This is a genomic window from Pseudogemmobacter sp. TB195, from assembly GCF_058313095.1.
Window position 1 is genome coordinate 18,579 of the sequence record NZ_JBZEGG010000017.1, and the last position, 13,274, is coordinate 31,852.

The 13,274-nt window shown below is 64.4% G+C and carries 16 protein-coding genes; all 16 read right to left on the bottom strand.

The annotated features are described in order from the left end of the window. Positions 1-2: 2 nt before the first annotated feature. A complete protein-coding gene (locus tag AC4FS3_RS17280) occupies positions 3-944 on the bottom strand; it encodes a phosphatidate cytidylyltransferase (RefSeq protein ID WP_198836509.1) in 942 nt (313 codons plus the stop codon). After that, a complete protein-coding gene (locus AC4FS3_RS17285; RefSeq protein ID WP_283177576.1) occupies positions 941-1,576 on the bottom strand; it encodes a lysophospholipid acyltransferase family protein in 636 nt (211 codons plus the stop codon). Before AC4FS3_RS17285 ends, AC4FS3_RS17280 begins: the two co-directional genes overlap by 4 nt. Positions 1,577-1,621: 45 nt before the next feature. Then, positions 1,622-2,428, bottom strand: coding sequence for a serine O-acetyltransferase (cysE, locus tag AC4FS3_RS17290; protein ID WP_283177575.1), 807 nt, complete (start codon positions 2,426-2,428; stop codon positions 1,622-1,624). 106 nt (positions 2,429-2,534) lie between these two features. Then, positions 2,535-6,434 carry a baseplate multidomain protein megatron gene (locus AC4FS3_RS17295; protein ID WP_491021575.1) on the bottom strand — a complete coding sequence of 1,300 codons (3,900 nt, stop codon included), beginning with the start codon at positions 6,432-6,434 and terminating at the stop codon, positions 2,535-2,537. A gap of 18 nt (positions 6,435-6,452) precedes the next feature. After that, complete coding sequence (locus tag AC4FS3_RS17300; protein ID WP_491021576.1) at positions 6,453-6,908, bottom strand: NlpC/P60 family protein; 456 nt, start codon at positions 6,906-6,908, stop codon at positions 6,453-6,455. Next, positions 6,895-7,809: a DUF2163 domain-containing protein gene (locus tag AC4FS3_RS17305; RefSeq protein ID WP_491021577.1), complete on the bottom strand. Its 915-nt coding sequence runs from the start codon at positions 7,807-7,809 to the stop codon at positions 6,895-6,897. Before AC4FS3_RS17305 ends, AC4FS3_RS17300 begins: the two co-directional genes overlap by 14 nt. After that, positions 7,806-8,435, bottom strand: coding sequence for a phage distal tail protein, Rcc01695 family (locus AC4FS3_RS17310; RefSeq protein ID WP_491021578.1), 630 nt, complete (start codon positions 8,433-8,435; stop codon positions 7,806-7,808). Before AC4FS3_RS17310 ends, AC4FS3_RS17305 begins: the two co-directional genes overlap by 4 nt. Before the next feature lie 10 nt (positions 8,436-8,445). Then, a complete protein-coding gene (locus tag AC4FS3_RS17315) occupies positions 8,446-9,099 on the bottom strand; it encodes a phage tail tape measure protein (protein WP_491021579.1) in 654 nt (217 codons plus the stop codon). A gap of 12 nt (positions 9,100-9,111) precedes the next feature. Further along, the gene (locus AC4FS3_RS17320; protein ID WP_491021580.1) at positions 9,112-9,309 is read right to left on the bottom strand and encodes a rcc01693 family protein; all 198 of its coding nucleotides are present in this window, start codon (positions 9,307-9,309) and stop codon (positions 9,112-9,114) included. Continuing rightward, the gene (locus AC4FS3_RS17325) at positions 9,306-9,626 is read right to left on the bottom strand and encodes a gene transfer agent family protein (protein WP_491021581.1); all 321 of its coding nucleotides are present in this window, start codon (positions 9,624-9,626) and stop codon (positions 9,306-9,308) included. The genes AC4FS3_RS17320 and AC4FS3_RS17325 overlap by 4 nt, the downstream gene beginning before the upstream one ends. Beyond that, entirely contained in the window at positions 9,626-10,039 is a 414-nt protein-coding gene (locus AC4FS3_RS17330) for a phage major tail protein, TP901-1 family (RefSeq protein ID WP_283177571.1), read from the bottom strand. The genes AC4FS3_RS17325 and AC4FS3_RS17330 overlap by 1 nt, the downstream gene beginning before the upstream one ends. Before the next feature lie 31 nt (positions 10,040-10,070). Further along, a complete protein-coding gene (locus tag AC4FS3_RS17335) occupies positions 10,071-10,466 on the bottom strand; it encodes a DUF3168 domain-containing protein (RefSeq protein WP_283177570.1) in 396 nt (131 codons plus the stop codon). Further along, positions 10,463-10,801 carry a head-tail adaptor protein gene (locus tag AC4FS3_RS17340; protein WP_283177569.1) on the bottom strand — a complete coding sequence of 113 codons (339 nt, stop codon included), beginning with the start codon at positions 10,799-10,801 and terminating at the stop codon, positions 10,463-10,465. The genes AC4FS3_RS17335 and AC4FS3_RS17340 overlap by 4 nt, the downstream gene beginning before the upstream one ends. Next, a complete protein-coding gene (locus tag AC4FS3_RS17345) occupies positions 10,798-11,397 on the bottom strand; it encodes a head-tail connector protein (RefSeq protein WP_491021582.1) in 600 nt (199 codons plus the stop codon). The genes AC4FS3_RS17340 and AC4FS3_RS17345 overlap by 4 nt, the downstream gene beginning before the upstream one ends. Before the next feature lie 74 nt (positions 11,398-11,471). After that, a complete protein-coding gene (locus AC4FS3_RS17350; RefSeq protein WP_491021583.1) occupies positions 11,472-12,665 on the bottom strand; it encodes a phage major capsid protein in 1,194 nt (397 codons plus the stop codon). Between the two features lie 40 nt (positions 12,666-12,705). Beyond that, positions 12,706-13,269 (bottom strand): HK97 family phage prohead protease, encoded by a 564-nt coding sequence (locus tag AC4FS3_RS17355; RefSeq protein ID WP_491021584.1) that lies wholly within the window; start codon positions 13,267-13,269, stop codon positions 12,706-12,708. Positions 13,270-13,274 lie beyond the last annotated feature (5 nt).

The following is a 13,274-nucleotide window of genomic DNA, read 5'->3' on the forward strand; positions in this document are numbered from 1 at the left end:
GGTCAGGTCCAGAACCAGCGGGTGAGATGGAAGAAAATCGGCGCGGCAAAGACAACCGAATCAAGCCGGTCGAGGAACCCGCCATGGCCGGCGATCAGGTGCCCCCAATCCTTCACGCCCTTGTCGCGTTTGATCGCAGACATCACCAATCCGCCAAAGAACCCCATCAGCGTCACCGCAAGCGCCATGCCGGCCGCCTGGAGCATGGTGAAAGGCGTCATCCACCAAAGTGCGGCCCCGGCGGTGGTCGCCGTCATCACGCCGCCGATCAGCCCTTCCCAGGTTTTCGAGGGCGAGAGCTGCGGTGCCACCAGGCGGCTGCCAAACAGCTTGCCCCAGACATATTGCATCACATCTGACAGCTGAACCGTAAAGATAAGCCAGGCGATCAGGATAACCGAACGGCCCTCATACCCTTCGATATGAAGCGTCAGAAGTGCGGGCACATGGCTCACGCAATAGACGCAGATCATCAGCGCCCATTGTGTCTCGGCGACGCGGGTCAGGAAGCTTTTTGTTTCGCCCCTGAGCGCCGAGACGACCGGCATCAGCAGGAAGGCATAGACCGGGATGAAGATCGCATAGAGACCGTACCAGTCGAGACCTACCAGCCAGTATTGCACCGGCAGCACAATGAAAAACGCCCCGGCCAGCGACCAGTGATCGGCGCGCGCCTTGGCCGTTAGCGTCAGAAACTCCCGGAGCGCCGAGAAGGAGAGCACCGCGAAAAGGATCACCACTCCCGGCCTGCCGGCCAGGAAGGCCAGCGACAAAAGGATCACCATCCCCCACCAGGCCGAGATCCGGGCGTTCAGGTTTTCGATCACCGGATTGTCACCATCAGGTGCGATCCTTGCGCGCAGGATTTCGCCGATCAGGGTGGCGATCACCAGGATCACCCCCACTCCAAGCAAAAGCCAGATGAGATGCGGGGTTGCGCTCATGCCGGCACCGTCTCTTTCAGCGCGATCAGCGCAGCATGGCTGCGGGCGAGAAAATCCGCCTTCTCCTCGGTTTCGCCCAGATGCAGCGGGGCGCCGAAGGTCAGGGTGCAAATCAGCGGCAGCGGAATGATCTCCCCCTTGGGCATCACCCGGTTGAGGTTCGAAATCCAGACCGGCACCAGATCAATTCCGGGATTTTGTTTCGCAAGATGGTAAAGGCCGGTGCGGAAGGGCAAGAGCGGCTCTTCGGTCATATTGCGGACGCCTTCGGGAAAGAGGATCAGCGACGAGCCCTCAGCCAGGGCCTTGCCCATCAGGGCGACCGGATCCTCGACCCGCTCTTCCGGGCGGCGGTCAATCAGCACGGCGTTGAAGACGTCGCGGCCAATAAAGGCGCGAAGCGGGGTTTTCAGCCAGTATTCCAGCGCCGCGACCGGCCGGGTTCGCGACCGAAGCATCGGCGGCAGCACCGTCCAGAGCAGCACGAAATCTGCATTGGAAGTGTGGTTGGCGAAATAGACCCGCTGCTTTGGCAGCGGCTCGATCCCTGACCAGATGGCGCGTGGCGCGGTAACGATCCGCGCAAAAAGAGTGATTGCGCTGCCGGCAAAAGCGGCTGCCGCTCTGCGCAAAAAGGCCTTACCCCCGGAACCAATACCTGCCGTCAAATGCCCTGCTCACTCCGCCCTGAATTGCTGATCCATGCTCAGAGCAGGCTGGGCGCAGCCGGCCTTTCCCACCACACGCGCGGGTACCCCGGCGACGGTGGTTTCCGGCGGTACCTCCTCGAGCACGACTGAACCGGCCGCGATCCGCGAGCAATTGCCGACCCGGATATTGCCGAGAACCTTGGCGCCCGCCCCGATCAGCACACCATTGCCAATTTTGGGATGCCGGTCGCCGTCTTCCTTGCCAGTGCCGCCGAGTGTCACCGAATGCAGCATCGAGACATTGTCGCCAACGACCGCAGTTTCTCCGATCACGATGGAATGCGCATGGTCGATCATGATGCCCTTGCCGATCCGGGCGGCGGGGTGAATATCGACGCCAAAAGCCTCGGACACCCGCATCTGCACGAAATAGGCCAGATCGACACGACCCTTCTGCCAAAGCCAATGGCCGATCCGGTAGGCCTGCACCGCCTGGTAGCCCTTGAAGAACAGGACGGGCTGCAGGTAGCGATGGCAGGCCGGGTCGCGCTCATAGACCGCCATGAGATCGGCACGCGCCGCCGCGCCAAGTTCGGGCGCGGCACCATAGGCCTCATCGGCGATTTCGCGCAGGATCTGTTCGCTCATCTCACCCGAGGCGAGCTTTAGCGAAAAGCGGTAAGCCAGTGCGCGCTCAAAAGTGGCGTGGTGCAGCAGGCCCGAATGGATCAGGGCACCCAGCAGCGGCTCGGCGCGGACAGCCTCCACCGCTTCGCTGCAAATCCTCGTCCAGACCGGATCGAGCGTCGTGACACGTTGTCTGGTTTCGGCCATGGCAATCCCCGTAACGAGCCGCCGCAATCAGCGGGCGGAAACAGCAAGGATTATCTCCGATGCGGGCAGAATCGGCAATCCGGAAAGGAAGATGTTCCGGCCATGCTCAGGGGGCCACTGCCAGTGACCGAAACGGACCCGCTCCGAAGGATGGCGACAGCTGGGCGACCATCGCCGTAAAGCCGGCCTGGGCGCCATCCTGGACCTGTTGTGCCAGCGGATAGGCATAGTGCGGCGCGGATGTTGTCACCTCGCGCCTGATGACATCCGCGACGAGAATTCGCACCATATATCCCTCGCTTTCTTCGGAAAGCGGCACTTCGGTCTGTTGCCAGCTGTCGCCCCCGATCCGCGTCCGCCGGATCCAGCTGAGGCTCAGATCCTGGCCCGCCCGCGCAGTGCCGCGCAAATGGCTTACCGGCATTGGCCGCAAGCCGATCCCGTCGAATGCCGTCGCGATCTCGACCACATTCGGATCATCATAGCCGCGCCCCGATACCCCGATCCGGTAGCGGCGCGAGAGGCCCCGCGCATCCATCGAGAGCTCCATTTGCGACGGCACCCCGTCCAGCAGCACGACCGTACTGCCCACGGGCCAGGCCGCAGGCATGACCCCATCCGTCCCCGCCTGGCCGCGCAACCGGAGAGAAACCTCCCAGGTCCGGGGCGCGACCAGCTCGGCCCCGGCAAACTGGAGCACCTCCCAATTGCCGGCAGTGCCATCGCCAATCGCCATCACATTGGCGCCATTGAGCACCGCAAGCGGATCGGCCGCGCTCAGCACGCCTGCACTCAGCCGGATCCGCAGCGGCGCGCCCCGGTCCCAGACGCCCGGCCGCGCCGCGAGAAGTTCGGTTTCGGTACGCCCGATGACCGAAGGTGCTGTGACAAGGCGGTTCAGGGTAAACCCGCCCACCGCAGTCTGCGACCAGAGCGCGACTGCACCCGGCCAGGGCCGTGCCCCCACCGCGATATAGGGCCGGTGCGGTTCTTCATCCCCCCTGAGCAGCGGCAGGTCGAGAAACACCGGCCAGACCGGCACCGGCGAGACAAAGGGCGCGAGGGCGGGCGGCACGCTGCCTTCATCGCGGACCTCATATATCCCACCCTCAATTCGCACCGCCTCGATACGGCGCTGTTCGGTCTGCTCTACGCGCTCCACCCGCCAGACCGAGCCATCTTGCGTTGATATCCGATCCCCCGGCCCGACATCCATGCGCGAAAGCGGCAGGCTGAGGCGCAAGCCATCCCGCGCGATCCGCGATTCTGCCAGCCAGCGCCGGGTGACGCCAAGCCCCTCGGACGATGTCATCGCAAGCGAAACTTCGGTCCCCGCGACACGGTGCAACCTGTCCCCGGGGTGCCGGGTCTCCGCCATCCGCGCCTCGTAACCTGCCTCCGCGTCGATAAAGCCAAGACGGATAGACTCGCCGGTCTCGACCTCTGGCGCGCGCGTCACTTCGGCCTGGCCTTCCAGCTCGTCCACCGCATAGAGTTCGGAGGCGAGCCGGTGATCAATGCCTGGCAAACGGCGCTGGAAGACCAGTTTACCATCAAGGTCGAAAGCATCGACGCCGAATATCTGCAGCAGGGGTTGCAGGCTTGCGCGCCCGCTTTGCACCTGATCGACCAGATAGCCGCGCACTACAGCCTGCGCCGTCGCAGGATCCGCCATCCCGATGCCATGGCAGCCGCAGATCTCTCTGATCACGGCTGACAGCGGCTGTCCGGTCGCCCGCCCGTTCAGCCAGTGGCCGCGCAGATAGGCCGGCCCGTCGGTCCACTTATCCACGCGGCCAGGGAATTCCGGGAAAGGCCGCGCATCCCAGGCCCAGACATGGGCGCGGCTCATATCTATCATCCGCCCGTCATAGCGCGAGGATCGAGGGTTCATCGCCGGATCTCGCCAATAGCTGTTCATGGCGCGCAGATACTGCATCTGGATCAGATCATCCCTCGCCCCGTTCGAGGCCCGGGGTAAGGCCGATTCCGAAGACATGAGATCAAGGAATTTATTCGGCTGGTTGGTGCCCTTGTCGATTGCCGCACAGCCATATTCAGTAAAGAGGATCGGTTTCGACTGCGGCTCCCATGCCGTCGGGGTGGGCGCACGTACCCCACCTGCCCGGCTGTGATGCGGCATCTGCCACCAGTTGCGCATATCCTTGACCCGAAAAACCCAGGGCTCCTCAAAGGCGCCATCTGTGATGGGCAGCCGGACCTGGGCCGCCTCCCCCTCCGGGCTGTCGTAATACCAGTCGAACCCCTCGCCGCCCTCGATATTGGCCTTCAGATAGTCCGGGTTCCAGACCGCCGACCAGGCGGCATCGGCGTGATCTTCGCCATCGCGCCAGTCGGAAAGCGGCATGTAATTGTCGATCCCGATGAAATCCACCGCCGGATGCGCCCAGAGATCATCCAGCGGGAAGTAGAGGTTTCCATCCGCGACATAGCTGCCATATTCGGTCCAGTCAGCGGCATAGCTGATCTTCACCGCCGGCCCGAGGATCACCCGCACCTCAGCCGCAAGCTGTATCAACGCTGCCACAGCCGGGAAAGCGTCGTCTCCATTGCGGATCTGCGTCAGGCTGCGCATCTCAGACCCGATACAGAAAGCGTCGACGCCACCGGCAAGGGCGCAAAGATGCGCATAATGCAGGATAAAGCGGCGATAGCGCCATTCTTCCGGGCCAGAATACAGGATATGACTGCCCGCCGCGCTGAAATGCGCCGGCTGTGCCGTGCCAAAAAAAGCCGCGACCTCGTCATCGGCCAGTGCCGTTCGATCCGTGCTCCCCTGGCGTCCCGGTGCCTGATCGGTGGTGATCCGTCCGCGCCAGGGCATGACCGGCTGATCCGCCGCAGCTGACCAGGGATCGGGAAGCCGGTTCTCCGGCTGTTGTTCCATCAGGATAAACGGATAGAACATCACCTCTTTCCCATCCGCCCGGATGGCGCGTATCGCCTCGATGACCGCGGCATCGGTTGGCGTTCCGCCATAGACCGGACCACTGTCGCGTCTGGGCACTTCGCCGGCTGTTGCCCGTGTCACGCCTCCCGCATGCCAGGCCATCCCCTGACCATCATGGTTGCGCTGTTCGACTTTGGGCCGGATCTCGCACCTGCCGCAGCGCAGATCGCTTCCGAACCAGGATACGACCAGCGATACCGAACCACAGTTCGGCAACTCGCCCGAGAGCTGATCGAGCCCTGTCCGGAAATCGGTGAGGCCTGAGGGCGATGTGCTGTTGATCGCGACATTCTCGCCCGGGCCATAGCTGATATGGACCGGGGTCGTCGCCAGCGCATATTCTCCGGTTCCGGGGATCATAGCGACCGCGCTCACCAGGCCGGAAAGCGTATCTTCAGGCGCCACATGCGGCCCCTGCGCACTGCGCACCACCTCGAAACTGAACTGTGGCACCCGGTTGCCATAAGCGGTCACGTCGAGATCCTCGATCACCACATAGGCAAGACCGCGAAACGCCGGCACCTCCCCCTCGCCCTCAATCGCTTCGATCCTGGGGTCGGGCAGCTGGTCCTCGGTGCCATGATAGACCCGGAGCGAAAGGCTGCGCGGCTCAATCTCGGTGCCATCGGCCCAGATACGACCAACGCGCAGGATCTCCCCCTCGCAAAGCCCGATCGCGAGGCTGACCGTATAGGAATACTCGGTCACCGACGGCCCGGACGGCGCCCCCTTGCCGCCGCGCCGCGAAGAACTGTGCTCCTCATATTGCGAGGCCCAGATAACATGGCCAGCCAGCCGCATCCGGCCCCAGACCTTTGCGATGGCTTTACCCTCACCCGCGCTCATCAGCCGGATCCGGTCAATGCGACCAACCTCAACTGCATCCGCGCCCCCCCCCAGGATCTTCTGGTCAATGACCCGACCTACCGTCGCCCCGATTGCACGCCCGATTACGGCGCCCGAAAGGCCCAGAACAGTGCCGCCAAAGCCCGCACCAAATGCGGCTCCGGCCGCCGAGAGCAAAAGCGTTGCCATTGTGTATCGCTCCGTCTGTCAGATCGGCGGAAATGAAAAGCGCGCAGCAATGCGCCGCGCCCAGGGTAATGTGAGTGCGCTTTCAGTGACCGCATGGCCGGAAAAGGCATGGATGAACCGTGCATCGCGGCCCGTGGCCGACTGGAGCCCAAGGTGCTTTGCCGCCCCCCCGTCCCGCATCCGGAACAAAAGCACATCACCAATGGCGGGCGTGGTGGCTTTAGCGATCAGCCAGGTGCTGGCGGCTTCGTGCAAAACCTCTCCCGCGCCGGCCTCGGCCCAGTCGGCGCTGTAGGCTGGCAGCGCACAGGGCTCTGCCCCATAAAGCTTGCGCCAGATGCCCCGGATCAGACCAAGACAGTCGGCGCCGGCGCCGGCACAACTCGCCTGATGGACATAGGGTGTTCCAAGCCAGAGCCGCGCCTCACCAACCGCGCGCAATGCCGTGCGATCCGTCGCTTCAGTTTCTGCCATTGGTATTCGCCCAGATCGGCATGACGCGCCGCCCCCCGGTCGCGGGTCGGTCAGAGCGGGGGTAACTTGTCAGCCAATCCTCCTCCGGAAGATGAGGAAATCCTCGAAAATTATTGAAATTGCTGAATTTAGCGCGACAACTTCCAGCCTGCTTATCGCAACCGGCAAACAGCCGTAGCTGATCCCCCACCATCAGTGGCGCGCGAATGCCCTCCCAAAGCACGACGCGCCGCCCCCCGGGCCGCAGATCGTCCGAGCGGATCATCGCGCTGAGACCAGCTGCAGCACCGCTGAGCACTTCCAGCCGGCCATGTTCAAACCAGCGCGGATCAAAGCCCGGCAACGCATCAAAGATGAACTCTCTCCGCTCCTCGCTGACCTGCTGCACCCCGATGTCGCAGAAATAGCCCGGGGTCTGCAGGCTGAACTTGCAGCGGACATCCCCCAGCACGGCCGAACAACTTCGCGCATAAGCAAAGCCCCCCGGCTGCCCCAGCGGTTCAGCGAGCCCGCGCAACTCCGCCCGAAAGGCCGCACCACGCCGGCTCACCTCGCCCAGCGAGCCGCGAAACAGCTCTCGCCGCTCTGAGGGCTGTGCCCAGATCGCAAGCCAGATCCGCACCTCGGCGCCGTCATACCGCCCCGCATCCAGATCCTCTGCCGTGATTGCCGCAGCACTGAGCGCCCCCACAGCCTCGGAATTGTCCACCGCAAGCCCCGTGGCCTGCTGAAATGCGCTGGCGGTCAGCCCCGACCCCGCGCGATGGATCACCCCCTCTACAGCAAGATCACAATCGTGATCGGTGAAACCAAGGACCACTCCATCCGGCCGCGCAACGGTCCACAGATGGCAAAGGCCAGTCACCCCGGTCTGTAAATGGTCGTGAAGCGCAAGTGTCACAGTCTGATCTCCACCACCGGGACATTCGGAACGTCGCCGGCCTGAAAGCTCGCGACGGAAACCTGGATCCGGTCGGCGTCGAACCGCACCGGCACATCGAATTCAAACCCCGCCGTAACCCTTGTGCCCAAAGGAGGCGGCACTTCGAAAAGGATCTCGCCCTTCGCGCTGTCGACCGTGAATTCGATGCCCTCGACCTTCGGATCATCTGCCAGCGCGACCAGCACGGAGCCGGCCACAGGCTTGCGGATCGGTCGCGAATAGCCTTCCTCGCCCGAACGGTAAGCCTTCAGAAGCGGGAAAGCCGTTGTTGCCCCATCCCCATGTCCGAGAAGCTGGTCCAGGGGACCAACCTTGCCCGATGGCAGACAGGAGCGGTAATCCGACCAGTCCTTCCAGCGAAACCCATGCAGCTGCCCGCGCCGCGCCTCGAAAAACGCGATCAGCGCCTCCAGATCATCAAGCGACCTCAGCCCTACGCCTGCATCATAATGGCGGCGCGAATGGGCCCAGGACGTGTTGCGCTCCTCGAACCCGTTGGCCAGCGTCACAATCTCGGTGCGCCGCTCCGGCCCTCCGACCGAGCCAAAGCTCAGATTGGCGGGGAACCTTACTTCGTGAAACATGCGCCTCTCCTCACCTGTTCCTCTGACCGCGCGCCAGCACCCTGCCCATCTGTGCCGCGATCTGGCTTTCCGAACGCCGGAACCCCGTCACATCGGGCGTGGAAATGTTCATCACCACATTGACCGGTCGCCCGCCGCCCTGGGTCTGCACCCCGAGCCTCCCGTCCGCGCCGCGGGACAGAGGCATGATCGCCTCCGGCCCGGCCTCGCCCATCAGCCCGCGCCCTCCGCGCATCGGAAACGACACCGGGCCCGAGACCACGCCGCCATTGGCAAAGGGCATCACTCGCCCCTGCGCAAGGCCCGCGCCTTTGGCAAAGGGCATCAGCCCCGACATCAACCCGTTGATCCCATTGGCAATCGCACCGCCGACCGCAGTGTGGATCGGCCGCATCGTCACCGAATAGACCGAATCCACAATCGTCTGAGCCACCCCCCTCAGCGCGTCCGAGAGCCGTATCCCGTCAAAGGCCAGCCCATCAAACGCCCGCCTGAGACCCCCTGAAATACCATTCGACAAGGTCGAGACTTCGCGCGAGGTGAAGGTCGCGCTGTCCCTCAGTCGCGCCAGTTCGCCATCAAAAGCCGCGACCATCGCAGCCGAGGCCCCCAGCCTTTCCTCAAGCCCCGCCAGCTGTTCCGCCAGCAGATCCGGTTCCGCCATCTTCGTCGCCTTTCATTTGCTCGCCCCCCTGTCGGGGAAAGATGCGGCGAGTTCTGCCAGCCGCGCCCGCGTCAGGGGCGGAGCCCCCCGCTCCGCCCCCAGCATGATCCGCAACTCGACCGGCGTGAGGCCCCAGAACACGCGCGGTTCCAGCCCCAGCCCGTGCATCCCAGCCCGGATCAGCCCCGGCCAGTCGAATTTGCGGCTCATTTCGTCTCCCCGAGCGAGAACGCCCGGGCGAGAAGCTCCGCTGCGGCCTTTGCCGCAGCCACCGGCCCGCCGCCAATCTCAACGGCGACCAGATCGCCCGCCTGCCCCTTCCAGCCGCCGCCCCTGAGGCCCGCAACCACCAGCGCCAGCACGTCGCGGCCCGAAAACCGCCCCCCCTCGAACCGCTCGACAAGATCCATCAGCGAGGCCTCGCCCAGCCCCGCCTCCAGTTCCGCCAGCGCGCCAAGCGTCAGCTTCGCCACATGTGGCTCCCCGTCCAGCGTGATCTCCACCTCCCCTGCGTAAGGGTTCACCATCAGAGCGCCGTAAAACTGAGGGCGCCCGCCGAGGCGAGCGAGACTTCATAGGTCGCCTCGCCGTTATGGCTGCCGGAATATTCAAGGCTGGTGATCTGGAACGGCCCCTGCACCACGCCGAAATCCGGGATCACCACCTGGAAGGACGGGATCTCACCGTCAAAGAAGATCTGACGCGCACGTTCATCGGTTTCAGCATCACGAAACACGCCCGAGCCAGAAATACTCGCCGTTTTCACCCCCGCCCCCGCCAGCAATTCGCGCCAGCCACCCGAGCTCTCAAGGCTGGTGACTTCGACCGTCTCGGCGTTGAAACTGGCGCGGGTGGCCCGAAGGCCGGCAATGGTTTCAAACTGGCCATCGCCGGTCTGGTCGATCTTGATCAGAAGGTCTTTCCCGGCCTGAACTGCCATGGTTGTCTCCTTGAAAAAGTGAATACGGGGATCAGAGTTCGATCCGCGCCCGGAAGGTCAGGTCAATGCGCCGCACAGCACCCTCGCCGATCCGTCTCGCCACAGCGCGGTCAAAGGAAAGACGCACCAGCCGCCCGCGCGACAGCGCCGGCATCGGCCCCGCCATGAGATCCGAGATCAGTACCGAAACAGTTTTCGCGGCCAAAAACCCCTCGGCATCACTGATCACGCTGAGGACCAGCCGGTGATCCGCGCCCTCTGCCAACTTATCCGAAGCATCGCGGACCTCCTCCGGCCCGATCAGTACGAAAAGCCCCGGCGGCGAGGGCGGCAGCGCGTCATGCACGGCAACGCCTGCCAGAGCCGGCGCCGTGCTCAGCCGCTGAAAGATCGCCGTCTGCAGGGCTGCTGCTGCTGCGTAGCTCATTTCGGCGCCTCCTCGCGGCAGGTGCAGGTCAGCCAGAGGCCGCCCGGGTCATTCTCAGCCACCGCGAGGATGGTAAAAATACGGGCCCCCAGTCTGAACCGCTGTTCGGGGCGCGGGCGGGCGGGCGTCCCTGCGGCTGCGCCGCGCACCGTGATCCGCCAGGCCACCGAGGTCAGGATCACCTCCTCACCCGAAGCATCTCGGCCATTGCCCGAAACCATCTCTGCCCAAAGCAGACCCACCAGCGCCCAGCTCAGCGTGAACCCTCCGACGCCGTCCGGAAACCGGCTCGCCTCTTCCAGCGCGAGTTGCTGGCGCAGTTGCGGTACCCTCATCGCCGCCCCCCGCCCAGCACGCGGATCAGCCGCCAGCGCCCGATCAGGCTCTCGACCGCGCCGGGAAGTCCCGCGCCACGCGTGCCCGGATCATGCCGGAACTCGTAATACTCCGCCGCAAGCAGCATCACCGCCTGTTGCAGATCGGCAGGCACGCCAGCCCAGGTCACCGAGAACCCCGCCTCGAACAGCACCCTGACCCCGCCCCCGGTCGCAGGTTCTGGCAGCGCCGCGCCCGTACCTGCGACCCGCGGGCGGTGCTGATCCTGGATCAGCCGGTAGCGCGCCGGGTTGACCGCAGTTGCGACACCCGTCGGTGAGACCAATTCGACACTCACCAAAGACGAGACCGGCGCCAGCGGCAGTGCCTGGGCATCGGCATCGCGCCAGGCCTCCATCTCCAGCAGAAACCGGCGCCGGATCAGCGCCTTGGCGACCCGCCCCTCGATCGCCGCAATCGCCGCGCGCAGATGGCTCTCCAGCAGCGCATCCTGCCCCAAAGCCAGCGCAAACCCGCTGCCAAGACGCAGATGTTCCTTCAGCGCGTCCAGCGGCAGGCTCGCCACCGGCACCACCGTCTCTTCCGTCAGTCTCATACCCTGCGCCCCCAATTGCTCGCGGCCCTTAAAAGAGGGCCAGGCCGGGAACGGCCGGGCCCGGCATCAGGTCGTCAGGAGGTCGCGACACGCAGCAGTTTGATGGCTGCGTAATCGGCAATGTCACCGCCCACGCGCTTGGTGGCATAGAAGAGAACATGCGGCTTGGCCGAGAACGGGTCGCGCAGGATGCGCAGATCCGGGCGTTCGGCGATGGTGTAGCCTGCGTTGAAATCGCCGAACGCGACAGGGAAGCTGTTCGCGCCAACGTCGGGCATATCCTCGCAGATCAGCACCGCATAGCCCATCAGACGCGCAGGTTCCCCCGCCGCCAGACCATCCGACCACAGGAAACGGCCATCGGCATCCTTCATCTTCCTGACCGCGCCGGCAGTTTTCGAATTCATCAGAAAAGTGCCATTTGCGCGGTAATCGGCACCAAGAGAATAGACCAGGTTGATGATACAATCTGCCGGGTTGGTGGTCGCGAAATCGGCGGCGGCCCCCGTCGGCACATAGCCGAGATTGCCCCAGGTCCAGGAGGCATTCGCCACCTTGGCCGGCAGAAGGATGCCCTTCGGCTTATCAACGCCATCCCCGTTGATAAAAGCCGAAGCCTCGGCCCGGATGAAACGCGTGGCGATCTTACCCGCAAGCCAGGCTTCCACGTCAAAGGCGCTGTCATCAAGCAGCCGTTGACTGGCCTTCGGCATGGCTGAGAGCTCATGCAGCCGGATCTGGATCCGCTCCAGCGTGGGCGTCGCCGTCTCGGTCGTCGCCACCGCCTCGGTCGCCCAGCCCGAGCCTGCCTCGGAACGGTCCACCAGCACGTCGAACGAGGTCGCCTCGACCTGCACGACATTGGCCACCGCGCGCAGGGACGAGGTCGAGATCAGCATCGAGCGGATCTGATCGGCCGTCTGCGGCGAAACCAGATAACCGCCATCCGCCGCCACCGCAGTCGACATCGCCTTGCCCTCAAGGCTCAGGCCGCGATATCCCTCGTCATCGCCCGACCGCAGATAGGCATTGAACGCCTGGCGATGCGGTGCATTTTCCTCCGGCACGGCGGAAAGCACCGGGCGGCCCCAGGTCATGGTTTTCTTCTGAAGCATGGTCAGTCGCTCTTCCTGATGTTGCAGCGATTGTTTCACGTCAGCCTGAAAGGAACTGAATTCCTTCAGGAATCCGGCCATGGCGGCTTTCACCTCCGCAGCCGGGTTCAGGCCCGGGAAAATCTCCCCGGCCCGGATCTCTCTCTCCGTCATCCGTAATTCCTTCTGTCAGACAGAATTCTCGGGCGCGCGCTCAGCGCCTCGCAAGGTCACGCCTTGCGCTCTCAAACAGCGCGGCAAGCCCGTCGAAAACCGACGTCACCTCTTCGGATTTCGCCGCCACCCGCGCCTCGCTCAGCATCGGGAAGGTCACCAGCGAGACCTCCCAAAGTTCAAGCTCCAACAGCCTGCGCCCCTTGCACTGCCAGGCGATCTGGCCCGGCGCGGCACCATCGCGCTCCGCGCGCAGCGTCCGGTAGCCGATCGACAGCCCGTCCAGCGCGCCCGCTTCCAGCAAAGCCGCTGCCTCGCGCCCCTTTGCCACTTCGGTCAGCAGCCGCCCCCTGACCCAAAGCCCGGTCGCGTCTTCGCGGACCTCGTCCCAGATTCCGATGGGCTGGGTCGGATCATGCTGCCACAGCATCCGCACCTTGCCGCCCTTCGCCTTAAGTCGGGCCAGCGATTTCGCGTAGGCCCCCGGCGCCACCAGATCACCGCCCTGGTCCCTCACCCCGAACAGCGAGGCATAGCCCGACAGCTCGCGCCCCTCGCTCAGGGTCAGCCCCGATTCGGGCCGGCAGAATTTATGTTCCAGCATCGCTC

What these genes read in the sequence shown, in the direction of transcription:
- AC4FS3_RS17280 (WP_198836509.1), bottom strand. Translation starts at nt 944, where the DNA reads ATGAGCGCAACCCCGCATCTCATCTGGCTTTTGCTTGGAGTGGGGGTG.
- cysE (WP_283177575.1), bottom strand. Translation starts at nt 2,428, where the DNA reads ATGGCCGAAACCAGACAACGTGTCACGACGCTCGATCCGGTCTGGACG.
- AC4FS3_RS17295 (WP_491021575.1), bottom strand. Translation starts at nt 6,434, where the DNA reads ATGGCAACGCTTTTGCTCTCGGCGGCCGGAGCCGCATTTGGTGCGGGC.
- AC4FS3_RS17300 (WP_491021576.1), bottom strand. Translation starts at nt 6,908, where the DNA reads ATGGCAGAAACTGAAGCGACGGATCGCACGGCATTGCGCGCGGTTGGT.
- AC4FS3_RS17310 (WP_491021578.1), bottom strand. Translation starts at nt 8,435, where the DNA reads ATGTTTCACGAAGTAAGGTTCCCCGCCAATCTGAGCTTTGGCTCGGTC.
- AC4FS3_RS17315 (WP_491021579.1), bottom strand. Translation starts at nt 9,099, where the DNA reads ATGGCGGAACCGGATCTGCTGGCGGAACAGCTGGCGGGGCTTGAGGAA.
- AC4FS3_RS17320 (WP_491021580.1), bottom strand. Translation starts at nt 9,309, where the DNA reads ATGAGCCGCAAATTCGACTGGCCGGGGCTGATCCGGGCTGGGATGCAC.
- AC4FS3_RS17325 (WP_491021581.1), bottom strand. Translation starts at nt 9,626, where the DNA reads ATGGTGAACCCTTACGCAGGGGAGGTGGAGATCACGCTGGACGGGGAG.
- AC4FS3_RS17330 (WP_283177571.1), bottom strand. Translation starts at nt 10,039, where the DNA reads ATGGCAGTTCAGGCCGGGAAAGACCTTCTGATCAAGATCGACCAGACC.
- AC4FS3_RS17335 (WP_283177570.1), bottom strand. Translation starts at nt 10,466, where the DNA reads ATGAGCTACGCAGCAGCAGCAGCCCTGCAGACGGCGATCTTTCAGCGG.
- AC4FS3_RS17340 (WP_283177569.1), bottom strand. Translation starts at nt 10,801, where the DNA reads ATGAGGGTACCGCAACTGCGCCAGCAACTCGCGCTGGAAGAGGCGAGC.
- AC4FS3_RS17345 (WP_491021582.1), bottom strand. Translation starts at nt 11,397, where the DNA reads ATGAGACTGACGGAAGAGACGGTGGTGCCGGTGGCGAGCCTGCCGCTG.
- AC4FS3_RS17350 (WP_491021583.1), bottom strand. Translation starts at nt 12,665, where the DNA reads ATGACGGAGAGAGAGATCCGGGCCGGGGAGATTTTCCCGGGCCTGAAC.
- AC4FS3_RS17355 (WP_491021584.1), bottom strand. Translation starts at nt 13,269, where the DNA reads ATGCTGGAACATAAATTCTGCCGGCCCGAATCGGGGCTGACCCTGAGC.